Here is a 25204-nt window from a genome sequence, read left to right as displayed (position 1 = left end):
TCTCCATCGGTTTTGATGGCAATACTGTCCTGCAATGCGCTGATAAACGGAATTGTCGTTTTCTGTTTAGTTGCTATACATTTATGTATGAGCAAGATCGAACCCAGCTGGGACTACTACCGGACATTTCTGATGGTGCTGAAAGGGGGCTCGCTTTCAGCGGCCGCACGCGAACTCGGCCTGACGCAGCCGACGGTCGGGCGCCATGTCGATGCGATGGAGGAGATGCTCGGGTTTCCGCTCTTCACCCGCTCCCCGCAGGGCCTGCTGCCGACCGATGCCGCCCGCGCGCTGCAACCCTATGCAGAAACGCTGGCGGCGACGTCAGCCGCCCTGCTTCGCGCCGCCTCCGGCCAGCAGGGCACCGTCAGCGGAACGGTGCGCATCAGCGCCAGCGAAGTCATCGGTATCGAGGTCCTGCCGCCTATCCTTGCCGACCTGCACGAGCGATACCCGGATTTGACCATCGAGCTGTCGGCTTCCGATGCGATCGAGGACATCCTTCGGCAGGAGGCGGACATAGCGGTGCGCATGGCGGTGCCCGGCCAGGATGCGCTGGTGGCGCTTCATATCGGCCCGGTGCCGCTCGGCTTTCATGCCCATCGGCGGTATCTCGACCGGTGCGGGATGCCGGAGACGCTTGCCGATCTGGCCCGGCACAGTCTGATCGGCTACGACCATGAGACGGCGGCAATCCGTGCCATCATCGCCCGCACACCCGGTTTGCCGGAGGTACGCTTTGCGCTGAAGGCGGATAGTAACCTCGCACAACTGGCCGCCATTCGCGCCGGTTTCGGCATCGGCATCTGCCAGAATGCGCTTGCTGCCCGCGATCCCAATATTCTTCCGGTTCTGGCGGACGGTTTTGCAATGAAGCTTGAGACCTGGCTCGTCATGCATGAAAACCTGAAGACCGCGCCCCGTTGCCGCGTGGTCTTCGATGCATTGGCCAAGGGCCTGAGAACCTATATCCGCCAGCCGTGACGTGTTGTGCTTCAATAGATAAGCCCGCCAATTGGCGGGCTTTTCGGTCGATTGAAGCAGTCTATCAGGCTTCGGCTTCAGGCGTTTCCGGTGCGCCGTTCTCAGCCACCACCAACTCTTCGCCGTCTTCTTCGCCTTCCGGCTCGCTGATGCGCTCGACAGAGACGACCTTTTCATCCTTGGCCGTCGAGAAGATCGTCACGCCCTTGGTGGCGCGGCTGGCAAGCCGGACGCCATTGATCGGCACGCGGATCAACTGGCCGCCGTCGGAGACGAGCATGATCTGGTCGTTGTCTTCGATCGGGAAGGTTGCGACCAGTTGGCCGATCTCTGCCGTCTTCGAGGTGTCGGTGGCGCGGATGCCCTTGCCGCCGCGACCCGAGGTGCGGAAATCGTAGGAAGACGAACGCTTGCCGAAGCCCTTCTCCGAAACCGTCAGCACGAACTGCTCGCGTGCCTTCAGCTCTTCGAAGCGCTCATTGCTGAGTTCCCCACCTTCGGTGACTTCTTCACCGACCAGCGCGATTTCTTCTTCATCGCCGTTGGTCGCACGCCGCTCGGCAGCGGCCCGTTTCAGATAGGCGGCCCGTTCCCATGGCTCCGCGTCGACATGGCCGAGGATCGCCATCGAGATGATGCGGTCGCCATCGCCAAGGTTGATGCCGCGAACGCCGATCGAGTTACGGCCGGCAAAGACGCGCACGTCGTCGACGGGGAAGCGGATGCACTGGCCGAGCGCCGTCGTCAGCATGACGTCGTCATGCTCGGTGCAGGTGTCGACCGAGAGGATCTCGTCGCCATCCTCGTCCAGCTTCATCGCGATCTTGCCGTTGCGGTTGACCTGGACGAAGTCCGACAGCTTGTTCCGGCGAACCGTCCCGCGGGTCGTCGAGAACATCACATCGAGGTTTTCCCACGTCGTTTCGTCTTCGGGCAGCGGCATGATCGTGGTGATGCGTTCGCCAGGCTCCAGCGGCAGCATGTTGATCAGCGCCTTGCCACGCGATTGCGGCGTGCCGATGGGCAGACGCCAGACTTTCTCCTTGTAGACGATGCCACGCGAAGAGAAGAACAGAATCGGCGTGTGGGTATTGGCAACGAATAGCCGGGTAACGAAATCCTCGTCCCTGGTCGCCATGCCGGAGCGGCCCTTGCCGCCGCGGCGCTGCGCACGGTAGGTCGTCAGCGGCACGCGCTTGATATAGCCAAGGTGCGAGACGGTCACGACCATGTCTTCGCGGGCGATCAGATCCTCGTCGTCCATGTCGGGACCGCCTTCGGCGATCTCGCTGCGGCGCGGCGTGCCGAACTCCTGGCTGATGGCGGTGAGCTCGTCCTTGACGATCGTCATGATGCGAAGGCGCGACGACAGGATGTCGAGGTAATCCTTGATTTCGTCGCCGATCTTGTTGAGTTCGTCACCGATTTCGTCGCGACCGAGCGCGGTCAGGCGCTGCAGACGCAGGTCGAGAATGGCGCGCGCCTGCTCTTCCGACAGGTTGTAGGTGTTGTCCTCGTTGATCCGGTGACGCGGATCGTCGATCAGCCGGATGAGGCTGTCGACGTCATGCGCCGGCCAGCGGCGTTCCATCAACTGTTCGCGTGCGGTCTGCGGATCGGGCGCTTGCCGGATCAGCTTGATCACTTCGTCGATGTTGGCAACGGCGATGGCGAGACCGACGAGCACGTGGGCGCGGTCGCGCGCCTTGCGCAGCAGATACTTCGTTCTCCGGCTAACGACCTCTTCGCGGAAGGAGACGAAAGCCCTGAGCATGTCGAGCAGCGTCATCTGCTCCGGCTTGCCGCCGTTGAGCGCCACCATGTTGCAGCCGAAGGACGACTGCAGCGGCGTGTAACGGTAGAGCTGGTTGAGGATGACGTCGGCGTTGGCGTCGCGCTTCAGTTCGACCACGACGCGGTAGCCCTGGCGGTCCGACTCGTCGCGCAGGTCCGAGATGCCTTCTATGCGCTTGTCGCGCACCAGTTCGGCCATCTTCTCGATCATCGTCGCCTTGTTCACCTGGAAGGGGATCTCGGTGATGATGATCTGCTCGCGGTCGCCGCGCATCGGCTCGATATGGGCACGACCGCGCATGATGACTGAGCCGCGGCCGGTCTCGTAGGCCGAGCGGATGCCCGAGCGGCCGAGGATGAGCGCGCCGGTCGGGAAGTCCGGACCGGGGATGATTTCCATCAGTTCCGGCAGTTCGATCGCCGGATTGTCGATCAGCGCCATGCAGCCGTTGATGACTTCGACGAGGTTGTGCGGCGGAATGTTGGTGGCCATGCCGACCGCGATGCCGCCGGCGCCGTTGACGAGCAGGTTCGGGAACTTCGCGGGCACCACCACCGGCTCGCTCAGCGTGCCGTCGTAGTTGTCGCGGAAATCGACCGTTTCCTTGTCGAGGTCGTCGAGCAGCGAGTGCGCGGCCTTTTGCAGGCGGCATTCGGTGTAGCGTTCTGCCGCCGGCGGGTCGCCGTCGACGGAGCCGAAGTTGCCCTGACCGTCGATCAGAGGCAGCCGCAGCGACCAGTCCTGCGCCATTCGCGCCAGTGCGTCGTAGATCGCCGAGTTGCCGTGCGGGTGGTACTTACCCATCACGTCCCCGGTCACGCGGGCGCATTTGACGTACTTCTTGTTCCAGTCGATGCCGAGTTCGCTCATCCCGTAGAGGATGCGGCGATGAACGGGTTTCAGACCGTCACGCACGTCTGGAAGCGCGCGGCTGACGATGACGCTCATGGCGTAATCGAGATAGGACCGCTGCATTTCCTCGATGATGGAAATCGGCTCGATGCCTGGCGGAGTCTTTCCGCCGCCGGGAGTGCTTTGCTCAGTCAATTGTGATCACGATCTTTGTTCAGAATCAGTCGGATATTTATAGCGGAATGCGCCTGGAAGCGCCAATTTTGGCCCGTGGTTGTGAACAGTCTTTTGCCGTCGGAATAGGCTTTTCTAGGGCATTGCGGCGGAAATCGGAAGTGCTGGCGACAAAGTCGGCTGCCGGGCCTGAACGGCTGTGAGAAGGTTCCGTCACACCCTCATTAAGCTATTGCTCAAGCTTTGGCCACCGACCCCTTCCCAAGCCCGCCCCGCTTGCCTAACAATGCTGTCCTGCCACCGAGAAAACTCGGGGCGCGCATGATAATCCGGAAGGGGAAACGGATGTTCAATGTCGACCTGCTGGTCAACGCACTCACCACGCTGCTCGTCACGCTCGATCCGCCGGGTCTGGCTCCGATCTTCCTGAGCCTCACGGTCGGCCTCAGCCGACAGGAGCGCTTTCAAGTGGCCACGCGCGGCTCGCTGATCGCCTTTTTCATCCTTGCCGCCTTTGCCGTCTTCGGCAATGGCATCCTCGGGCTGCTCGGCATTTCCATCGGCGCGTTCCGTATCGCCGGCGGTCTGCTCCTGTTCTGGATCGCCTTCGAGATGATCTTCGAGAAGCGTCAGGAGCGGAAGGAAAAGACCGGCGAGAACGCCACGGTGAAAGATCACATCCATAACATTGCCGTGTTTCCTCTGGCCCTGCCATTGATTGCCGGACCGGGCGCGATCTCCGCGACGATCCTGCTCGCGGGTTCGTTCCCGACCGCGGTCGAGCGCACGCAGCTCTTGATCGTCATCGCGCTGTCGATGTTCAGCCTGTTCCTGGCGCTTGTCATCGCCGAACGCATCGACCGCTTTCTCGGGGTCACCGGCCGGGCGATCCTCACCCGCCTGCTCGGGGTCATCCTGGCTGCACTGGCGGTCCAGTTCGTCGTCGACGGCGTGAAATCGGCGATGGCCGTTTGAGGCCATTGGGATGTCCGAGCATTTCCGCTTTGGTTAGAGCCGCGGAGGCATCCCATCTCTTTGTCCGATGCACTTCAGGACGGAACACCGCTTCGCCCTTTTCGGAAGTGCTGTCAGCTGACAGAAGCTTTCGCTTGAACGCAAGAAGGACCGGTTTCCCGGCCCTTCTTCAATTCATTGTATTTCCAACAAAGCCCGTGCTGACCCGGTCCGCTCTTCATGAGGCGTCCGAAGCACCCGACCGCTGTGCCCGAGGCGTGGCTCAGAACGGGATGTCGTCGTCGAGATCGCGCGAGAAATTGCCGCCGCCCTGGCTGCCCTGACCACCCTGGCCGCCGCCAGAGCGTCCGCCACCGGAGGACTGGCGCGGCTGCTGGTCGTAGTCGTCGTAACCGCCGCCACTGCTGGCTCCACCGAAGTCGCTACCGCCGCCCCGGCTGACGCCGCCGCCCTCGCCGCGACCGTCAAGCATGGTCAGCGTCGAGTTGAAGCCCTGCAGCACGATTTCCGTCGAGTAGCGGTCGTTGCCGGTCTGGTCCTGCCATTTGCGGGTCTGCAGCGCGCCTTCGATATAGAGCTTGGCGCCCTTCTTGACATATTGCTCGACGACCTTGCACAGGCCCTCGTTGAAGACGACGACGGTGTGCCATTCGGTCTTCTCCTTGCGCTCGCCGCTGTTACGGTCGCGCCAGGTTTCTGAAGTCGCGATGCGCAGGTTGGCGATCGGCCGGCCGTCCTGCGTGCGCCGGATTTCCGGGTCTGCCCCGACGTTTCCGACCAAGATCACCTTGTTGACGCTACCAGCCATATTGCTTTTCCCGTGGTTTTGCCGCGCCACCGGCACGGCTTTCGAATTTCAAGAGCGCGCATCTTAGCGGCCCGCAGCCGCGGATACGCCCCGCATCATACATAATCCACAACAGATTTAGTCGATTTGCGCGATGTTTGTTCTTTCTTTGTTCTAATATTTCCCTATGATCCTGTCAACCGAATCGAAATGGCCACCAGTTTTGCCGATTGCGCCTCGACATGGGCGTTAGCGTCATTACATAGGGGGCTTTCAACCGACATGCAAAAGCTGGCTTCCGATGAGCGAACTCAAGACCATCTCCATTCGTGGCGCGCGCGAGCACAATCTCAAGGGTATCGATCTCGATCTGCCGCGCAACAAGCTGATCGTGATGACGGGACTTTCCGGCTCCGGCAAGTCGTCGCTCGCCTTCGATACAATCTATGCCGAAGGTCAGCGCCGCTATGTCGAGAGCTTGTCTGCCTATGCGCGCCAGTTCCTTGAGATGATGCAGAAGCCGGATGTCGACCAGATCGACGGCCTGTCGCCGGCGATTTCTATCGAACAGAAGACGACCTCGCGTAACCCGCGCTCGACGGTCGGTACGGTCACCGAGATCTACGATTACATGCGCCTGTTGTTTGCGCGCGTCGGTGTGCCCTATTCGCCGACAACGGGCTTGCCGATCGAAAGCCAGACGGTCAGCCAGATGGTCGACCGGGTCCTCGCCTTCGGTGAAGGCACGCGTCTTTACATCCTCGCGCCGCTCGTGCGCGGCCGCAAGGGCGAGTACAAGAAGGAACTCGCCGAACTGATGAAGAAGGGTTTTCAGCGCGTCAAGGTTGACGGCACCTTCTATGAAATCGCCGAGGTCCCTGCTCTCGACAAGAAATACAAGCATGACATCGACGTCGTCGTCGACCGTGTCGTCGTGCGGCCTGACCTTGCTTCGCGCCTTGCCGACAGCCTGGAAACCTGCCTGACGCTCGCCGATGGTCTTGCTGTCGCGGAGTTCGCCGACAAGCCGCTGCCGCCGGAAGAGACGGCTGCCGGCGGCTCGGCCAACAAGTCGCTCAACGAAACCCATGAGCGCGTGCTGTTTTCGGAAAAATTCGCCTGCCCGGTCTCCGGCTTTACCATTTCGGAGATCGAGCCGCGTCTTTTCTCGTTCAACAACCCCTTCGGTGCCTGCCCGACCTGCGACGGTCTCGGCAGCCAGCAGAAGATCGACGAGGCACTGATCGTGCCGGAAGACCACAGGACGCTGCGCGACGGAGCGATTGCACCCTGGGCCAAGTCGTCGTCGCCCTATTACAACCAGACGCTGGAAGCGCTCGGTAAGGTTTTTGGCTTCAAGCTCGGCAATCGCTGGAGCGAACTGTCCGCCGACGCGCAGAAGGCCATCCTGCACGGTACGGAAGAGAAGATCGTCTTTCATTACGAGGACGGCGCCCGCTCCTACAACACCACCAAGAATTTCGAGGGTATCGTGCCCAACCTCGAGCGCCGCTGGAAGGAAACCGACAGTGCCTGGGCGCGCGAGGAAATCGAGCGCTACATGTCGGCGGCACCCTGCCCGGCCTGCGCAGGCTTCCGCCTGAAGCCGGAAGCGCTTGCCGTCAAGATCGACAAGCTGCATATCGGTCACGTCACCCAAATGTCGATCCGCGTGGCGCGCGACTGGTTCGAGGCGCTGCCGTCGCATCTCAACACCAAGCAGAACGAGATCGCCGTTCGCATCCTCAAGGAAATCCGCGACCGCCTGCGCTTCCTCAACGATGTTGGTCTCGAATATCTGAGCCTCTCGCGCAACTCCGGCACGCTGTCGGGCGGCGAAAGCCAGCGCATTCGACTGGCGTCGCAGATCGGTTCCGGTTTGACGGGCGTGCTTTACGTCCTCGACGAGCCGTCTATCGGCCTGCACCAGCGCGACAACGCCCGCCTGCTCGATACGCTGCGCCACCTGCGCGATATCGGTAACACGGTGATCGTTGTCGAACATGACGAGGACGCGATCCTGACGGCTGACTATGTCGTCGACATCGGGCCTGCTGCCGGCATCCATGGCGGCGAGGTTATCGCGCAAGGCTCGCCCGCCGACGTGATGTCCAATCCGAAGTCGTTGACGGGAAAATACCTCTCCGGTGAACTATCGGTTGCCGTTCCGGGCGAGCGCCGCAAGCCGAAGAAGAAGAAGGAAATCACCGTCGTCGGTGCCCGCGCCAACAATCTGAAGAATGTCACGGCGTCCATTCCGCTCGGCATTTTCACGGCGGTGACCGGCGTGTCCGGTGGCGGCAAGTCCACCTTCCTGATCGAGACGCTCTACAAGGCCGCCGCGCGCCGCATCATGGGCGCGCGCGAAAACCCGGCCGAACACGATCGTATCGACGGCTTCGAGCATATCGACAAGGTGATCGATATCGACCAGTCGCCGATCGGCCGCACGCCGCGCTCGAATCCTGCGACCTATACCGGCGCTTTCACTCCGATCCGCGACTGGTTCGCGGGCCTGCCGGAAGCCAAGGCCCGCGGCTACCAGCCCGGCCGATTCTCCTTCAACGTCAAGGGTGGACGCTGCGAAGCCTGCCAGGGCGACGGCGTCATCAAGATCGAGATGCACTTCCTGCCGGATGTCTACGTCACCTGCGACGTCTGCCACGGCAAGCGCTACAACCGCGAAACGCTCGACGTCCACTTCAAGGGCAAGTCGATTGCCGACGTGCTCGACATGACCGTCGAGGAAGGCGTCGAGTTCTTCGCGGCCGTTCCGGCCGTGCGCGACAAGCTGGTGACGCTGAACCAGGTGGGACTTGGCTATATCAAGGTCGGCCAGCAGGCAAACACGCTTTCGGGCGGCGAAGCCCAGCGCGTCAAGCTTGCCAAGGAGCTGTCGAAGCGCTCGACCGGACGCACGCTTTATATCCTCGACGAACCGACGACAGGCTTGCATTTCCACGACGTGGCAAAACTTCTTGAAGTGCTGCACGAACTCGTCAACCAGGGCAATTCGGTCGTGGTCATCGAGCACAATCTCGAGGTCATCAAGACCGCCGACTGGGTGATCGACTTCGGTCCCGAAGGCGGCGATGGCGGCGGCGAAGTTATCGCCAAGGGAACGCCGGAGGACGTGGTCAAGGAACCACGCTCCTATACCGGCCAGTTCCTTAAGGAGCTTCTGGAGCGCCGTCCGATGAAAAAGGTCGAGGCAGCCGAGTGAACGTCTCGGGCGTCGGCCGGGGAAACGCTGTTGCCGGTTTCGCTCAGATGCGGCCGGCGACGGTCAACGACCTACCCATTGTGCGGGGCATCACTGCGGCAGCCTACGCACCATACACTGACTTGCTCGGCGGGCCACCATTGCCCGTGACCGAGGACTACGTGCCACGCATCGCGCGAAACGAAGTCTGGCTTCGCGACGATGGTGAAGTGATTTCCGCTCTTGCCGTCTTCGAGCGGCACGAAGATCACCTCTTGATCTTCAGCCTTGCGGTCGCGCCTTCCTGTCAACGTCAGGGACTTGGCATGGAATTGCTGCGGTTTGTGGATGCGCAGGCTGTCCAACAGGGCGTGCCGGAGGTGCGGCTTTATACCAATGCGCGGATGGAGCGAAACATCGCGCTCTACCGAGCCTATGGTTTTCAAGAAACGGGTCGCCGTCAGCACCCCTATCGGCCAGGGTGGATGCTGGTGGATATGGCCAAGCCTGCGGAGCGGATGGCAGCCGAAGTAAATTGACATGCGGCCTGATCGTGCCGCCATGAGGAGGATGGGATGACGAAATCCGGAAAGATCCGCGTTGGTATCGGCGGTTGGACGTTTGAGCCCTGGGAGGGCACGTTCTATCCCGACACTCTGCCGAAGAAGCGCCAGCTCGAATTTGCGGGCAAGGAATTGCGGGCGATCGAAGTCAACGGCACCTACTACTCGTCGCAGAAACCGGAGACCTTTGCCAGGTGGGCAGCGGAAGTGCCGGAGGATTTTGTCTTCTCGCTGAAGGCCAGCCGCTTCGTCACCAATCGCAAGATTTTGGCTGAAGCCGGTGAATCCATGCAGAAATTCCTGACGCAGGGGTTGACGGAACTCGGCCCCCATCTCGGGCCGATCCTGTGGCAGTTCGCGCCGACGAAGAAGTTCGAGCCGGAGGATTTCGAAGGCTTCCTCAAGCTCCTGCCTGAAAAGCAGGATGGCCTGCCACTCAGCCATGTCGTCGAGGTGCGCAATCCGACGTTCCAGGCGCCAGACTTCGTTAGCCTGCTTGAAAAATACAAGGTGGCCGTCGTCCTGGCGGAACACGCGGACTATCCGATGATCGCCGACGTCACCGCCGATTTTGTCTATCTGCGCCTGCAGAAGGGCAGCGACGACATCAAGACCTGCTACGCGAGCGACCAGCTCGACCTCTGGGCGGACCGTGCCAGGTCGTTTGCTGACGGCGGAGAGCCCGACGGGCTTGCCAAGAGAGCGCCCGATCGCAAGGCAAAGAAGGAGCCGCGCGATGTCTTCGCTTTCTTCATCACCGAAGGCAAGGTGAATGCGCCAAACGGTGCGCGCGAATTGCAGAAGCGCGTCGACTAAGGCTTGCCACACAAAAGAGTGCGCTGAGGTTTGGCGATGGCCACATACGCGACCGCAAAACGTAATGCACGGCTAGTGGATCTGAAGGCTCGCCACGCGTTTTGACCGCAGTTTCAGGCACGGGGACCTGCCCGCGCCTCCCCAACGCGGCGCTATTGGGCAGCCTCCATATCTGGAAACGAATCAAATCGCGCTACCCGTCACATCGGCGGCGCTTGCGCAACCGCGCCTGCCCCTGGGGATGCCATTTATATGCTTTTTTACCCTTCAAAAATTTGATTTTTCGCCTGCCGCTGCGGCAGCGTCGCAGACAACCTGCGGAAGTGCCTGATTTTCAAGGCATTGGCCGCTTTCCCCGTTTTCCACAGTCGATCCACACAACATCTAGCGCTCAAACTTCCGTCACAAACCACCCCTTGACGCCCTAGGACGATTCACGGTTAATGGATTTCACGTTGCGACGGCGGCGGACCGGAATGTTTTGAGCCCGGTTCATTTCACGAAATCGTCGGTTCTGACATGCGGCAAACGCGGGTTCCCCGCTTGAGCCGCAGTGAGGAATTCTGTGCGTCATTTCGAGCCCGCTTGAGCAACATTTGGCTGGCATCAGGAAGCTGTTAATACTATATTTAGTGCTTGCAGCCAGCCTATCTCACAAGATACAGGGTCACCCAAATCTGGGTTTCCCTTCAATGACGGAAGCTGAGACTGGCTGCGGAATGGCTCCGCGGCCGGGCGGGGACAATTGCGCCTGTGGCGGGCGCATGGCAACACGAAGGACACGGGACAATGCTGATCGAACGTCGTTTCACCAAGGCAGGGCAATCCGCCTATGCGGAGATAGAGTTCCGCAAAGCTACGAGTGAAATCAAGAATCCCGACGGCTCGATCGTTTTCCGTCTGGCCGATATCGATGTTCCGGCCCAGTTCAGCCAGGTCGCCGCCGATATTCTCGCCCAGAAGTATTTCCGCAAGGCTGGCGTGCCGGCGAAGCTGAAGCGCGTCGAAGAGAACGATGTCCCCTCCTTCCTCTGGCGCTCGGTTCCCGACACGGAAGCGCTGAAGGCGCTGCCGAAGGACGAACAGTACGGCTCCGAAACCGATGCGCGCCAGGTTTTCGATCGCCTGGCCGGCACTTGGGCCTATTGGGGTTGGAAGGGCGGCTACTTCGCCAGCGAAGAAGATGCTTCCGCCTTCCGTGACGAACTTGCCTATATGCTCGCCACCCAGCGCGTTGCCCCGAACTCCCCGCAATGGTTCAACACCGGCCTGCATTGGGCCTATGGCATCGACGGTCCCGGCCAGGGCCACTTCTATGTCGACCCCTTCACTGGCAAGCTGACCAAGTCCAAGTCGGCCTACGAACACCCGCAGCCGCACGCCTGCTTCATCCAGTCGGTTGCCGACGACCTCGTCAACGAGGGCGGCATCATGGACCTGTGGGTGCGTGAAGCGCGCCTGTTCAAGTATGGCTCCGGCACCGGCTCCAACTTCTCGCATCTGCGCAGCGAAGGCGAAAAGCTTTCGGGCGGCGGCAAGTCCTCGGGCCTGATGTCGTTCCTGAAGATCGGTGACCGCGCTGCCGGCGCCATCAAATCGGGCGGCACCACCCGCCGCGCCGCCAAGATGGTCGTCGTCGATATCGACCACCCGGATATCGAGGAATACATCAACTGGAAGGTCAAGGAAGAGCAGAAGGTTGCAGCGCTCGTCACCGGCTCGAAAGTCGTCGCCAAGCACCTGAAGGCGATCATGAAGGCCTGCATCAACTGCGACGGCACCGACGACGCCTGCTATGACCCCAAGCAGAATCCGGCACTCAAGCGCGAGATCCGCGCTGCCAAGCAGTCGCTGGTTCCTGAAAACTATGTCCAGCGCGTCATCCAGTTCGCCAAGCAGGGTTACAAGGACCTCGAGTTCAAGACCTACGATACCGATTGGGATTCGGAAGCCTATCTCACGGTTTCGGGCCAGAACTCCAACAACTCGGTCTCGATCAAGGACGACTTCCTGCGCGCTGTCGAAGCCGATGGCGACTGGCACCTGACCGCCCGCAAGGACGGCCGCGTGATGAAGACGCTGAAGGCGCGCGACCTCTGGGAATCGATTTCCTACGCCGCCTGGGCGTCGGCCGATCCGGGCCTGCACTTCAACACGACGATGAACGACTGGCACACGAGCCCCGCCGCCGGCCCGATCCGCGCGTCGAACCCGTGCTCGGAGTACATGTTCCTCGACGACACCGCCTGCAACCTCGCCTCGCTGAACCTGATGATGTTCAAGGATGCGGCAACGAAGCGCATCAACATTGCCGATTACGAGCACGCCGTGCGTCTGTGGACCGTCGTTCTCGAAGTCTCCGTGATGATGGCGCAGTTCCCGTCCCGCGAGATTGCGGAACTGTCCTACGAATACCGCACGCTCGGCCTTGGCTATGCCAACATCGGCGGCCTGCTGATGTCGTCGGGCATTCCCTATGACTCGACCGAAGGCCGCGCCATTGCCGGCGCGCTGACGGCGATCATGACCGGTGTTTCCTACGCCACCTCGGCGGAGATGGCCGCCAAGCTCGGTCCGTTCCCAGGCTTTGCCCCGAACCGCGACAACATGCTGCGCGTCATCCGCAACCATCGCCGCGCCGCCTACGGCGAGACGACGGGTTATGAAGGTCTCTCGGTCAACCCGGTCGCGCTCATCCACAGCGAAAATCCCGACCAGGACCTCGTCATCCACGCGATGAGCGCCTGGGACAAGGCGCTGGAACTCGGCGAGAAGCACGGCTACCGCAATGCACAGTCGACCGTCATCGCGCCGACCGGCACGATCGGCCTTGTCATGGACTGCGACACCACCGGCATCGAGCCTGATTTCGCCCTGGTCAAGTTCAAGAAACTCGCCGGCGGCGGTTACTTCAAGATCATCAACCGCGCCGTTCCCGAAGCCTTGCGGTCGCTCGGCTACTCCGAGAGCCAGCTTGCCGAGATGGAAGCCTATGCGGTCGGCCACGGCAACCTCAACCAGGCGCCGGCCATCAACCCCTCGACGCTGAAGGCCAAGGGCTTCACCGACGAGAAGGTCGAGGCGGTCAACGCTGCCTTGAAGTCGGCCTTCGACATCAAGTTCGTCTTCAACCAGTGGACGCTCGGTGCGGACTTCCTCAAGGGCGCGCTCAAGGTCTCCGACGAGCAGCTCGCGCAGATGGACTTCAACCTGCTCGACCACCTGGGCTTCTCGAAGAAGGACATCGAAGCGGCCAACATCCACGTCTGCGGTGCGATGACGCTCGAAGGCGCGCCGTTCCTCAAGAACGAACACCTGCCCGTTTTCGATTGCGCCAACCCTTGCGGCAAGATCGGCAAGCGCTACCTCTCGGTCGAAAGCCACATCCGAATGATGGCTGCGGCCCAGCCGTTCATCTCGGGTGCGATCTCCAAGACGATCAACATGCCGAACGAGGCGACCGTCGAGGATTGCAAGAACGCCTACATGCTGTCGTGGAAGCTGGCGCTGAAGGCCAACGCGCTCTACCGCGATGGTTCAAAGCTCTCGCAGCCGCTCAACGCCTCGCTGATCGAAGACGAGAACGACGAGGATGCGCTGGAGGATCTGATCCAGGCACCGGCCGCTGCCCAGGCTGTCACCATCACCGAGAAGATCGTCGAGCGCGTCATCGAGAAAGTGATCCGCGCCCGCGAGAAGCTGCCGAACCGCCGCCAGGGTTACACCCAGAAGGCTGTCGTCGGTGGCCACAAGGTTTACCTGCGCACCGGTGAATTCGGCGATGGCCGTATCGGCGAGATCTTCATCGACATGCACAAGGAAGGCGCTGCCTTCCGTGCGATGATGAACAACTTCGCCATCGCCATCTCGCTTGGCCTGCAATATGGCGTGCCGCTGGAAGAATATGTGGAGGCCTTCACCTTCACCAAGTTCGAACCGGCCGGCATGGTCCAGGGCAACGACGCGATCAAGAACGCAACGTCGATCCTCGACTACGTCTTCCGCGAACTGGCCGTGTCCTACCTCGGCCGTCACGATCTGGCCCATGTCGACACGTCGGACTTCAGCAACACGGCACTCGGCAAGGGTATCCAGGAAGGCAAAACCAACCTGATCTCCACCGGCTGGACCCGCGGCTACAAACCGACCATCGTCGGCGGCACCGCTGATCGCGCTGGCGAGCCGAAGGGTTCGGCAACCGCTGCCCCTGCCCGCGCCTCGTCCGGTGCAACGGTCACCTCGATCGCCGGCAACACGGTTCGCAAGATCGAGCAGACGACGTCGATCGCAACTTCCGAAATCGTCGCCTTCAAGCGCGATTACGAAGAGCGCGCGGCGGAACTTGCCGAAGAGATCGCAGAGGAAACCGTCGAGACGGTAACGGAAGTGACGGCGCTTTTCTCCGACAAGGCAGCCGCAGAAGCGGCATCGGCGAAGTCCGACGCCAAGAAGCTCGAAGCCGAACGCCGCGCCCGCTCGATCATGCAGGGTTACACCGGAAACATGTGCTCCGAGTGCCAGAACTTCACCATGGTGCGCAACGGCACCTGCGAGAAGTGCGATACCTGCGGCGCCACCAGCGGCTGCAGCTGATCGGAACTGCACTCACCCCTTGTGTGTGTGAGCATGCAGTGCAAGACTAAAGAAACGAGAGACGCCCCTTTGCTTGGGCGCCTTTCGCGTTTCGTCGGACGCCGGATCTTCGTCTAACCTGATTGCCCCAGACGCGACGTAATGGATTGGGTTTGCTCTTTCGGACAGAATAGGCCGTTAAAATGCATGTGACGCGTCTGTTGCCATTGCTGCTGCTTGTCTTGCCAGTTGGGTGCGCATACCCAATTTACAAGCAACTGAAGCCGGGAGCTCATGTCTCCGTCCACGACACCAGCGGGATGCCGATTTCAGGCGCGAAGGTGTACCTCGGAACAACCATCTATCCCTACGGCGACGAGGGGCAGACAGAGGTGGCGGAGACGGATGCGTCGGGTATCGCACGCTTTTACAGAAAGAATGAGTGGCGCACTGAGAGTGTGATGATGCATGGCGCCCAAGTCTTCGTTTGGCGCTGGTGCGTCGCGAAGGCTGGCTACCAGACATATCGCGTCAGTTATGGCGAGTGGCTTACCACCAAACTGCCGATTGTCCTGCGCGAAGGCGTGTCGCAGCCCTGTGAGGTCCACGACCGCAAGCATGAATGAAAAACTGTCAGCTGACGCATTCGTATGTCCGTTGTGACGGAGACTTTGCGGACAAGATGCCGAGCGTTTCCATCAGGTTCAGAGTTTCAGAAATGCTCTATCTGTCTGTTTTTGCGGATTTCCTGACGGAAAGCCGCTTCGCACGTTCCCTGGAGATGCTCTATTGGCGTTTTCCACCGCATCCGTAACGTCGATCGCAGTGGTCCATCAGCGTGTCACCTCTTCAGCTTCCCGTTTTCTGGTTCGTTCCAAATGACAGTCCCCACCATCGACATCATTCTTGAAGATCCGAGCAAGGACGATCTGCGGGCGATCGTCTCGACGCTCGATGCCTACAACGATGCGCATAGCGGCATGGTCGACCTGCCCGGCTTTGCCGTCCTCATCCGCGATCCGGAAACGACGGCGGCGATCGGCGGGCTCTATGCGACGGATGGCTATGGCTGGGCGTTCATCCGTTATCTCGCGATACCCGAAAGCCTGCGCGGCCAGGGCTTTGGGCAGCGGCTGATCGCTGAGGCCGAGAAGATCGCACGCGGGCGCGGTTACATCGGTCTTTGGCTCGATACCTTCGAATTCCAGGCGCGGCCCTTTTACGAGAAGCTCGGCTTCGAGGTTTTCGGTCAGCTGGAAGGCGGAGCCGGCGCGATACCGCGGTATTTCCTGAAGAAGCGTTTTTAGACTTCGACACCCGCATGCAGATGGCACCCGTCTCGCGGCGCAGACATGGCGCTAAAGGTTGGCGAGCTCCTGCCAGCGGGACTGAAGCGTCAGCTCGGCCATGCCAGACAGTTGATTGACGCCATTCGATTGGTTGCCGCCGGCGCCCGGATCGGACTTTTCGCCTGGACGCCGAAGCGGGTCTATTTCATCAGCCCTGCGGCGCGCAAAGCGTCTTCGATGATCTTCTGGACGCCGGAGGAGTGTGCCTTCGCCGTTTCGGTCTGACGCCGCCTCGCCTGCTCCTCTTCATCCTCGGTGACGAGCGTGCCCGGCATAAGGATGTCACCCGTATGGACGAAACCCTCCGACTGCGCGCCCTTCTCATCGTCTTGCCGATGATCCGCGTCAACGGTCACGAGCCCCCAGAACGTGGCAATCCGTAACGTGGAGGATATGCCGGTATCGAGCATATAGGGGCCTGCCTTGCCGTAGCCGTCAGGACCGGCCGTTGCCAAGGGCGTGCCGTGGCCCATCCCGTTGATTGCGTAGGCTTCGATGACGCCTCGTCCGCCCGCATCATGCCAGACCCGGCGCAGATGGCCCTTCCCAGGCTCGCTGGTGAAGTCTGTCGTCTTGACGTTGTGAAGCCCCGCCCACTGCCGGACAATCGCCTCCATGTTCGACACATCGACCGTGCCATCGGCAGTTCCGTGCCACACAGATATCGTCGGCCATCGTCCTTCGTAGGATGACGCGCTGCGAACCAGATTCTGTAGGCCGGCTTCGCCCGGAACGCCATGTCCCCGCATGCGGTCGAACGCTTCCGGAATGGAAGTTGCCGTGCCATAGGGCAACCCGGCGATGATCGCTCCGCCCGCGAAAACTTCCGGGTAACTCGCCAGCATCACCGATGACATCGCACCGCCGGCCGAAAGACCGACGATGAAGATGCGGCTTCGGTCCAAATTGTAGGTCGAAACCATGGTCTCGATCATCTGGCGGATAGAGAGGGCTTCACCGGCGTCGCGTTTCGAATCGCCAGGCTCGAACCAGTTGAAGCAGAGATTGGCGTTGTTGGCGCGCTGTTGCTCCGGGAAAAGAAGCGCAAAATCGTATCGATCGGCCAGCTCCGACCACCCCGACCCCTCGTCATAAGCGGCGGCGCTCTGGGTGCAGCCGTGCAGGACGACCACCAGTGGAGCACCTGCGGCAAGGTTTTGTGGAATGAACATCCGGGCTTTGAGCGCCCCAGGGTTGGCGCCCGCTATGTTCATATCCTTCAGGCGGTCACGGGTGGAATGCGCGTTCACCTGACCATAAGCAGCTTTCAGTGCGGCAAGGCGGGCAATGGTGTCCTGCAGATTTCTCATTTCAGGCATCCCTCATGGTGAAATTGCCAACATGGCGCTGACACCTCCCAACGCATTCGCAGCGGATTGGTTGCTGCACTGCACAAATTACTGCTGGCTGACATCAGAAGATCAGGCAGCTTTCTAAGCGGAGCCTGGAGAGTGTTTATTTCAGGCGTCTGGGAACCATCCGTCCGCCGGTGGGTTGCGTCTCCGTGTGCTCGACAACAGCATATGGAGCTTCAGTGCTCATGCCGGTTGCAGCTTTCGATGCCGAATTCGGCGGCACGCTGCAGCCAAAAACTGTATCCGCCGGAACTTCACTCAGCGAAGTTTTGAGATGGACCGGCGATCTCGCCGCCACAAGCCGGCTTCCAAACTCAGCTGACGGGCCGCGCCGACACATTACGCGTAAGCAAGGATGAAACCTCATGGCAAAGAATACTTTTGAAACCCGCACGGGTGAAGGCGGCGAAACGCATCAGCAAGTCGCTGGCCACGACAGGGGCAAGGCGGAAGCGGCCCATCTGACCACAAATCAGGGCATCCGCATCAGTGACAACCAGAACAGCCTTAGGTCTGGAGAGCGTGGCCCGACGCTTCTCGAAGACTTCGTCCTGCGGGAAAAAATCTTTCATTTCGATCATGAGCGCATTCCAGAGCGCATCGTTCATGCCCGAGGTTCGGGCGCTCACGGGTATTTCGAGCTTTTCGAATCCCTCGCCGATGTAACCAAAGCTGACCTGTTTCAGCGGGCGGGCGAGAAAACACCGCTGTTTGCGCGCTTTTCGACGGTCGCGGGCGGTGCAGGGTCGGTCGACACACCGAGAGATGTTCGCGGCTTTGCGGTGAAGTTCTATACACGGGAAGGCAACTGGGATCTGGTCGGCAACAACATCCCCGTCTTCTTCATCCAGGACGCCGTCAAGTTTCCTGACCTTGTTCATGCCGTCAAAATGGAATCCGATCGCGCCTTTCCTCAAGCCGGCAGCGCTCACGACACCTTTTGGGACTGGGCGTCCCTGATGCCGGAAACGACCCACATGCTGATGTGGGCTATGTCCGACCGTACCATTCCACGTTCATTGCGCATGATGGAAGGCTTCGGCATCCATACCTTCCGTCTGGTCAGTGCCGAAGGCAAATCGACTTTCGTCAAGTTCCACTGGAAGCCGAAGCTCGGCATTCAATCGACCGTTTGGGATGAGGCCCTGAAGCTGCAGGCTGCCGACAACGACTTTCATCGCCGCGATCTTTGGGAAGCCATTGCGACCGGTAGCTTTCCCGAATGGGAACTCGGGCTGCAGTTGTTTGACCAGGAGTTTGCCGACGCTCAGCCCTATGACGCGCTCGATGCGACAAAGCTCATTCCTGAAGAGGTCATCCCTGTGCGGATCGTCGGTCGCATGGTTCTGGATCGAAACCCCGACAATTTCTTCGCAGAGACCGAGCAGGTCGCATTCTGTCCGGCAAACATCGTGCCGGGGGTGGATTTTTCCAACGATCCTCTCCTGCAGGGTCGGTTGTTCAGCTACCTCGACACGCAGAAATCCCGGCTTGGAACGGCGAATTTTCATCAGATCCCGATCAACGCACCCAAATGTCCCGTCATGAATTTTCAGCGCGACGGGCAGATGCAGATGAACGTCCCGAGGGGGCGCGCGAACTATGAGCCTAACAGTCTTGCCGAACACGGCGAAGATGGTGGTCCGCGCGAGTGCCCGGTGACGGGGTTCAGTACGTCGGAAGGGCGTGCCGACCGGCACGAACAGGGGGACAAGTTACGTGCACGCGGTGAGCTTTTTGCCGATCATTACAGCCAGGCCCGATTGTTCTGGATCTCGCAGCAGCCGGCGGAGCAGGCCCATATCGCCTCGTCTTTCGTTTTCGAGTTGTCCAAGGTCCAACTTGCGCAAGTTCCTCCACGCATGCTCGCCAACCTACGCAATGTCGACGAGGATCTGGCCAGGCGTGTGGCTGATGGGCTGGGTCTGGTGCTGCCGGACAAGAGCCTTGCCGCTCGGGAACCTTTCGCCATGGAGCCGTCGCCGGCGCTGAGTATCCATGCGAACATGAAGGCTCTCCTCACCGGCCGTAAAGTCGGCATCCTGATCGCTGATGGCACCGATGCAACGGAGCTGAAGGAGATTGTGGCGGCGGTCGAGAAAGCGGGAGGCACCGCCTTCCTTGTCTCACCGAGGATAGGTAGAGCCAAGCTCACCGATGGGAAGGTCATGAAGGCGGACGGGCAATTGGCTGGATCGCCGTCGCAGCTTTTCGACGCTATTGCCCTGGTCCTCTCGAATGCGGCGGCCATCGATCTCGCCAAGCAGGCAGCTGCGGTTCAATGGGTTATGGATGCATTTGGTCACTTGAAGGCAATAGGCTCAAGCGAAGCATCGAAGCCTCTGCTGGATAAGGCGGGCGTGGCGCCGGATGCGGGAATTGTCGGATTGGCAGAACCTTTTGTCGAGGCTGCCGCGACGCGGTATTGGGGCCGTGAGCCGAAGGTTCGTGCACTCGCGTAGCTTCGAACGCCATCAACCGTTCCATTGGGCCGGGATCAGCCATCGGGCTTGCCTGCTGCCAAAGCCCCCGCTTGTGTCGCCATGCGGGTGCTTTGTTCTTCAATGGCTGCCACCGGCATCACCGATTCGGTTTACTGGAGCGTGGGAGATCGCGCCTGTGAAGCCGTAGCGGTTCTGGCGAATGCCATTTCCAGGGGGATTGCTGCCCGCCTTGACCGGGTTACTTCGGTGCGACGATGCCCTGATAATAGTCGCCGTCGCCGCCCACATAACCCACACCCAGACTACCACCCGTGGTTTGCGCACAGGCAGACAGGGTGGTGAGAACGAGTAGCAACATCGCGGTTTTCATAAGCTTTTGCTCCTTCAGCGTCGTTTGAAATTCGGCCGTGCGCTACCGCCGGGGCGACGCATGACGATTTGACCCAGCAATTCTATGATACTCCCTGGAGTATCGATCAAGGGCGTTGATTGTCTAAAGCTAATTTGTGCTTGTCTGTGATGTTTTCAACGCCTGCGCGCAATGCGGTAGCGCATTTTTTGGGCGCGGCACGGTGCCACAGCTTTTGCTCAAGGACGCGCAATACAAAACGATACGCTGCCTCTGGCGTTGGAGTTAAGCCAGCCCCCGGAGAGACCCTGGACAAAATCTCACGTCGACAGATGTTTGCCCGATTGCTCCCGCTCTCGCCAGTAGCGCAGCCTGAGGCGTGGCGCCATCAGCCAGGCGATGAAGGGCGTGAGGATGAAACACGTGACGACCACGACAGGAAGAGCATACTTGGCGTTGTCGGCCAGCGCCGGGATGGAGAGGACAATCACCGCGCCGATGCCGAACAGCACCGCATTGATCATCAACCCAACCATGATGGCAAGCTGCAGGCGTACGGACATGTCGGCCTCCCCTAAAAACCACTTGATGGGAACGCTGCCTTTTTCGGATGGTTCCGAAGTCTGGATTGTAACAGAAACGGGTCACTCGCGAAATGAGGGCAAAAACCGGCCGCCATTCGTTTTCTGCCTGTCGTTTCGGCTCGGCTGCCCTATGCTTGTCCTCAAGCGAACGATCACCCAAATGCATTGCGGTGTGAGCTGTATTGCCTCACCCTAATCCACTGCCGATCGCTTCAGTCTGAAGGAGTCCGCATGCCGAGCAGTCCGTACGAAACCCTTGGTGTCAGCCGGGACGCCACGCAGAAAGACATTCAGAGCGCCTACCGCAAGCTCGCCAAGAAACTTCATCCCGATCTCAATCCTGGAGATAAGGGAGCGGAGGAGCGATTCAAGGCGGTATCGGCTGCCTATGCGCTTTTGAGCGACGAGGAGAAGCGCGGCAAGTTCGATCGCGGCGAAATCGACGAGACCGGCGCGGAGACGGCGCCGCGCAACTTCTACCGTGACTATGCCGGCGCCGGCGGCACCGCCGGGCGTTATGAAAGCGCCCACGGATTTCAGGATTTCGGCGACAAGGACGATATCTTCTCAAGCTTCTTTTCTCGTCGTGGTCGGGGTCAGCAATCCATGCGCGGGCAGGATTCACATTTTTCCATGGAGATCGATCTGCTCGAGGCGGTCAATGGCGCCAAGAAACAGATCAGTCTGCCCGGTGGCGGGCCGGCCCTTGATCTGACGATCCCGCCGGGCACGCGCGATGGACAGACGCTGCGTCTGCGTGGCAAGGGCGAGCCTGGCCACAACGGCGCAGCCGCCGGCGACGCACTGATCGACATCCGTGTGCGGCCGCATCCGCTGTTCCAGGTGGATGGCGAGGATGTGCGCTACGACATCCCGATTTCGCTCAGCGAAGCGGTGCTTGGCGGCAAGATCCGCGTTCCAACCATGGATGGGGCTGTCAATGTCACCATCCCGCCGCACTCCAACACCGGGAAGGTCTTGCGGCTGAAGGGCAAGGGCATGCGTAAGCCGGGTGGCGGCCATGGCGATGCCTATGTGACGCTGAAGATCACGCTTGCGCCGCATGCCGATCCGTCACTCGCCGCCTTCGTTGAAGGCTGGGCAGCCGGCAAGGCGGAGGATCCGCGCAGGAACCTGGGAGGCAACGCATGAACGATAGCGAGTTTTGCGAACACCTCGAAATCGAGGTTACGGTACTCGAAGTCTGGGTCGAACAGCGTTGGCTTGTGCCGCGCCGGGCCGAAAATGGCTGGGTCTTCGAAGACGATGATCTCGCCCGAGCCCGCCTGATCAAGGACCTGACCGGCCCCATGGGCGTCAACGACGACGGTATCGACGTCGCAATGCAGCTGCTCGACCAGATTCACGGCCTTCGCGGCCGCTTGAGTGCCTTGATGACGGCGATCCGCAGCCAGGATCCAGACGTTCAGAGGTTGATACTGTCTCGCGTGGACGACGAATAATCGACGGCGATCGCCGGCATCGGCACAAGACCAACGGTTTCGGCGACGAGCAAGGTGTCGACGAACTCGGTCAAGTCGGCCAATTGCCCATCCAGGAAGGTGAGCCGGTCAAGGATTTCCGTATCGAACTGGGCGCCGGTGGGAACGAAGCGGACGGATCCGACTCGATGGACGTAGACCGTGTTGCCATCGACATTGAGCTGTGCCGTTTCCATCTGGCTGAGATCCCATTCATCGAAGAGGCTGCGGAACGCCGAGCGGACAGATTCCCGATCGCATAGCTTCTGCGTCATTGGACCAAGTCGGCCGTTTCCGACCATGCGGAAGCTGAAGCTGGGGTGCACGTAGGCTAACATCCCCTCCAGATCGCCGACTTTGCGGGCTTCATATAGCGAGTGCACCGTTTGCTCGAGTGCGTTTCTATCAGCCATTGCATGCCTCCCCCTCGGCGGTGTTTGGGCAAAGTGTGCGCGTATTTCAGGATGACTGCAAGTATACGCGTGGGCTGCGGCGCAACCCTTGCTCCGTGTGAACTTGTGGAGGTGTGAGGCGACGGCACAATGCTCGGGCCGGATCGGCACTCGGAAAAAGATCGGGCAGCCTTTGTCCCGCGAGGCAATTGTTAGGATTTGACTTAAAGGCGACTGCCAGTTTTCACCTGGATTCAAGCGAAACAGCGCAAAATGAAAGGGATTGATAACAAGGAAGTAAGGGGAAGAAGGTGGTACAGGTCGTTACGGTATCCGCGACCACAGCGGCCTATGCGGCAGAGGCCGTCAAGCCGAAGGCGCGCGTGTCCGGTGACGGCCCGGCCGATGAGGCGATCACGCTGCTTTCGACCCGCCGCTCCAGCGAGCCGGCGATCACGCCTGTTTCCGTTCCCAAGATGAAGGGTGCGCTGCCGCTGTCATTGATGCTGATGAGTGCCGACGGCCGCCTTCCCCAGCAGTCAGAAGCGGAAACACTGCGCCGTTATCTCGAATACATGCGCGACGACGAAGACATGTCCGACGACCGCGAAAACAAAAGCCGGCAGGAAGATCCCGCCGGCCAGGAAGATGAGAGCGGCGCTGCTGCCTAAGGCAGAGCAGCCGTTCGTCTCGTCGGTTTTCTCAGTGGTGCGAGTGGCCGCCAGTTGCCGCCGCGCCGCCGCCAGCCGTTCCCACGGCAAGGGTGAAATCGACCTTGCCCGCCTTCTCGAACACGAGCGTAACCGGCACCGTTTCGCCCTCGGCAAACGGCTTCGACACCTGCATGAACATCAGGTGCAGACCACCTGCCTTGAGTTCGACTGTTTCTCCGGCCGGGAGGGCAACGCCGTCATCGAGCTTGCGCATCTTCATCACGTCGTTTTCCATCGCCATTTCATGGATCTCGACGCGGCCCGCGACCGGGCTCTCGACAGCCACGAGGCGATCGTCGGCACCGCCGCCGTTCATGATCTTCAGGAAGCCGCCGCCCACCTTGGCGCCCGGCAGCATCGCCTTGGTCGAACCGCCGGAAATCTCGAGATCGCCGAGCTTGACCGGGCCGTCGGCAGCCATGTGTCCAGCGTGCTCGTCGCTGGCGGCGGCCAGCTTCACCGTCACTGTGGGCGCTGGGCTTTTCAGGTCGTGTGCACTCTGCCCCTCGGCCGCAACCTGGTCCCAAACCACTTTGCCGTCCGTGCCGCACAGTTGCACGGTCGGGAAGGCAAGCACGGTCTCCTTGTCAAAGCCCGAGATCTTACCCTTGACGACGAAGGTGTCATAGAACTCGTCGGGCAGATTGCCGCCTTTCCAGCGGATCTCGACCGCGCCGGACGAGACCTTGTCACCGTGATTGTCATAGGTCTTCTGGTAGTCGCCCTTGATGATCTCCACCTCCCAGCCGGGCTTCGGCTGTGGCTTGGCGAAGACGAAGCCTTCGGGCAGCTTCATCTGCACTTCGGTCGTTGCCTTGCCGTCGCAGCCATGCGGGACCTGCAACACCGCCTTGAAGCTCTTTTCAGGTTGGGCGCTGTCGTTCTCAAACGTCGCATGAGCGTGTGCGATGCCGGCGGTCGTAAGCGCTAGGCCGAGGGTGAGCGCAGTCAGTCTTGTCGTGTTCATGTCGTAATCTCCTGACCACGGGCCGGTGGGAGCCCGGTCCTGACGTGGTCGATGCCGCCAATGCGGCGCATTGAATTGAATGAGTTTGGAAGCGTTACGACTGGTGAGGAGGTCCGCGCGGCGGCGGCAGGAGACGGACCTGCTTGATGGCGACGTTGTCGTGCGCATGATTCGAATCGGCAAGCCAGTTGCCGGTCTCGGCGCGTTCGCTTTGCTGCGGCGGCGTCGGCAGCATAGCCGTGCCCGCGAGCCGGCAGGCTTCGCAGACCGGCGCCATGGATTGCGACTTGCCGCTATCGTGGTCGATGCCATCCATGCCGAAGCAGATGTCGGCGATGGTTCCATCGGGGAGCTGGTAAGCTGCGATCTCAGCGGGCGGGAGGCTTTTCGCCATCGCCGGCTTATGGGCGAAGGACAGGAAAACAAGCGCGAAAGCGGCGACGATGCGCACAGCTATCGGCAAATGTCCCTTACACCTAGTCATTGTCGTCCCCGGTATCGATCCTGAGTTATCCTCAAGCGGAGGAGAATGCAAAGGCAGAATTGACGCACCCTTTTGTCGCGACGGAAAATCGCTGCGACAAAAATGTGTTTGACCGCGACACCGCCCCCTTGCCAAGTTCACGGGTTCGCCGTTATTTGGAGGCGATCTTGTTGGGAGAAACCGGTTCACTCCGGTGCCGAAGGAGCAACCGCCCCGGAAACTCTCAGGCCAAAGGACCAGCAAGGTGCCGGTAGGACTCTGGAGAGAAGCGTTTTTAACGCTCGCCGAAGGGATAACAATCTCAGGCAAAGGGACAGAGGGGGCTCGAATTTGACGGCGTCTGACGCCGGAAGTGTGAGCCGGCGC

The 25204-nt window shown here is 60.6% G+C and carries 20 protein-coding genes and 1 riboswitch; of the genes, 12 read left to right on the top strand and 8 right to left on the bottom strand.

All coding sequences use genetic code 11. From position 1 onward, the window contains the following. Positions 1–87: 87 nt before the first annotated feature. The gene (locus BLJAPNOD_RS13955) at positions 88–984 is read left to right on the top strand and encodes a LysR family transcriptional regulator (protein ID WP_115420236.1); all 897 of its coding nucleotides are present in this window, start codon (positions 88–90) and stop codon (positions 982–984) included. A gap of 64 nt (positions 985–1048) precedes the next feature. On the opposite strand, the gene gyrA is transcribed toward BLJAPNOD_RS13955, so the two are convergent. Next, on the bottom strand, positions 1049–3826 hold the full coding sequence (gene gyrA, locus BLJAPNOD_RS13950; protein ID WP_077503568.1) for a DNA gyrase subunit A: 2778 nt from the start codon (positions 3824–3826) through the stop codon (positions 1049–1051). Positions 3827–4150: 324 nt separating this feature from the next. Between gyrA and BLJAPNOD_RS13945 the strand changes: the two genes are divergently transcribed. Then, on the top strand, positions 4151–4780 hold the full coding sequence (locus tag BLJAPNOD_RS13945) for a MarC family protein (RefSeq protein WP_077503569.1): 630 nt from the start codon (positions 4151–4153) through the stop codon (positions 4778–4780). A gap of 262 nt (positions 4781–5042) precedes the next feature. Here BLJAPNOD_RS13945 and BLJAPNOD_RS13940 read toward each other — a convergent pair whose 3' ends face one another. Further along, entirely contained in the window at positions 5043–5588 is a 546-nt protein-coding gene (locus BLJAPNOD_RS13940) for a single-stranded DNA-binding protein (RefSeq protein ID WP_115420235.1), read from the bottom strand. Positions 5589–5868: 280 nt separating this feature from the next. On the opposite strand from BLJAPNOD_RS13940, the gene uvrA reads away from it, so the two are divergent. The 6 genes from uvrA to BLJAPNOD_RS13905 all read left to right on the top strand — a co-directional run bounded on the left by uvrA (position 5869) and on the right by BLJAPNOD_RS13905 (position 16027). Next, positions 5869–8790: an excinuclease ABC subunit UvrA gene (uvrA, locus tag BLJAPNOD_RS13935; RefSeq protein WP_077503571.1), complete on the top strand. Its 2922-nt coding sequence runs from the start codon at positions 5869–5871 to the stop codon at positions 8788–8790. A gap of 47 nt (positions 8791–8837) precedes the next feature. Then, positions 8838–9308, top strand: coding sequence for a GNAT family N-acetyltransferase (locus tag BLJAPNOD_RS13930; RefSeq protein ID WP_115421289.1), 471 nt, complete (start codon positions 8838–8840; stop codon positions 9306–9308). Between the two features lie 36 nt (positions 9309–9344). Continuing rightward, entirely contained in the window at positions 9345–10148 is an 804-nt protein-coding gene (locus BLJAPNOD_RS13925; protein ID WP_115420234.1) for a DUF72 domain-containing protein, read from the top strand. Between the two features lie 789 nt (positions 10149–10937). Beyond that, positions 10938–14741 (top strand): vitamin B12-dependent ribonucleotide reductase, encoded by a 3804-nt coding sequence (locus tag BLJAPNOD_RS13920; RefSeq protein WP_115420233.1) that lies wholly within the window; start codon positions 10938–10940, stop codon positions 14739–14741. A 182-nt stretch (positions 14742–14923) separates the two neighbouring features. Continuing rightward, complete coding sequence (locus BLJAPNOD_RS13915) at positions 14924–15346, top strand: carboxypeptidase regulatory-like domain-containing protein (RefSeq protein WP_147294547.1); 423 nt, start codon at positions 14924–14926, stop codon at positions 15344–15346. Positions 15347–15598: 252 nt separating this feature from the next. Then, positions 15599–16027, top strand: a complete 429-nt coding sequence (locus BLJAPNOD_RS13905) for a GNAT family N-acetyltransferase (protein WP_115420230.1) — start codon at positions 15599–15601, stop codon at positions 16025–16027. A 182-nt stretch (positions 16028–16209) separates the two neighbouring features. Here the strand turns inward: BLJAPNOD_RS13905 and BLJAPNOD_RS13900 are convergent, their stop codons facing one another. After that, entirely contained in the window at positions 16210–17379 is a 1170-nt protein-coding gene (locus BLJAPNOD_RS13900; protein ID WP_115420229.1) for a PHB depolymerase family esterase, read from the bottom strand. Positions 17380–17789: 410 nt separating this feature from the next. Between BLJAPNOD_RS13900 and BLJAPNOD_RS13895 the strand changes: the two genes are divergently transcribed. Next, on the top strand, positions 17790–19886 hold the full coding sequence (locus BLJAPNOD_RS13895) for a catalase (protein ID WP_115420228.1): 2097 nt from the start codon (positions 17790–17792) through the stop codon (positions 19884–19886). A 220-nt stretch (positions 19887–20106) separates the two neighbouring features. Here BLJAPNOD_RS13895 and BLJAPNOD_RS36375 read toward each other — a convergent pair whose 3' ends face one another. Further along, the gene (locus BLJAPNOD_RS36375) at positions 20107–20238 is read right to left on the bottom strand and encodes a hypothetical protein (RefSeq protein ID WP_256372322.1); all 132 of its coding nucleotides are present in this window, start codon (positions 20236–20238) and stop codon (positions 20107–20109) included. A 299-nt stretch (positions 20239–20537) separates the two neighbouring features. Beyond that, positions 20538–20780 (bottom strand): hypothetical protein, encoded by a 243-nt coding sequence (locus tag BLJAPNOD_RS13890; RefSeq protein WP_077503577.1) that lies wholly within the window; start codon positions 20778–20780, stop codon positions 20538–20540. A 252-nt stretch (positions 20781–21032) separates the two neighbouring features. On the opposite strand from BLJAPNOD_RS13890, the gene BLJAPNOD_RS13885 reads away from it, so the two are divergent. Together BLJAPNOD_RS13885 and BLJAPNOD_RS13880 are read left to right on the top strand one after the other, a co-directional pair. Then, positions 21033–21953 carry a J domain-containing protein gene (locus BLJAPNOD_RS13885; RefSeq protein WP_115420227.1) on the top strand — a complete coding sequence of 307 codons (921 nt, stop codon included), beginning with the start codon at positions 21033–21035 and terminating at the stop codon, positions 21951–21953. After that, the gene (locus tag BLJAPNOD_RS13880) at positions 21950–22264 is read left to right on the top strand and encodes a chaperone modulator CbpM (protein ID WP_115420226.1); all 315 of its coding nucleotides are present in this window, start codon (positions 21950–21952) and stop codon (positions 22262–22264) included. Before BLJAPNOD_RS13885 ends, BLJAPNOD_RS13880 begins: the two co-directional genes overlap by 4 nt. Here BLJAPNOD_RS13880 and BLJAPNOD_RS13875 read toward each other — a convergent pair. Beyond that, positions 22228–22695: a nuclear transport factor 2 family protein gene (locus BLJAPNOD_RS13875; protein ID WP_115420225.1), complete on the bottom strand. Its 468-nt coding sequence runs from the start codon at positions 22693–22695 to the stop codon at positions 22228–22230. The two genes, BLJAPNOD_RS13880 and BLJAPNOD_RS13875, sit on opposite strands and share 37 nt — an antisense overlap. A 290-nt stretch (positions 22696–22985) precedes the next feature. Between BLJAPNOD_RS13875 and BLJAPNOD_RS13870 the strand changes: the two genes are divergently transcribed. Continuing rightward, positions 22986–23345, top strand: a complete 360-nt coding sequence (locus BLJAPNOD_RS13870) for a hypothetical protein (protein ID WP_115420224.1) — start codon at positions 22986–22988, stop codon at positions 23343–23345. Between the two features lie 31 nt (positions 23346–23376). Here the strand turns inward: BLJAPNOD_RS13870 and BLJAPNOD_RS13865 are convergent, their stop codons facing one another. Together BLJAPNOD_RS13865 and BLJAPNOD_RS13860 are read right to left on the bottom strand one after the other, a co-directional pair. Further along, positions 23377–24354, bottom strand: a complete 978-nt coding sequence (locus tag BLJAPNOD_RS13865; RefSeq protein ID WP_115420223.1) for a DUF1775 domain-containing protein — start codon at positions 24352–24354, stop codon at positions 23377–23379. A 94-nt stretch (positions 24355–24448) separates the two neighbouring features. Beyond that, positions 24449–24838: a hypothetical protein gene (locus tag BLJAPNOD_RS13860; RefSeq protein ID WP_115420222.1), complete on the bottom strand. Its 390-nt coding sequence runs from the start codon at positions 24836–24838 to the stop codon at positions 24449–24451. A 161-nt stretch (positions 24839–24999) separates the two neighbouring features. Continuing rightward, a riboswitch (glycine riboswitch) is annotated at positions 25000–25087 on the top strand. Positions 25088–25204: the final 117 nt, after the last annotated feature.

The organism is Ensifer sp. M14 (genome assembly GCF_003355565.1).
Lineage (GTDB): Bacteria > Pseudomonadota > Alphaproteobacteria > Rhizobiales > Rhizobiaceae > Ensifer.
Note: the sequence above shows the minus strand (reverse complement) of the source record. Positions and strands in the feature narration are given on the sequence as shown.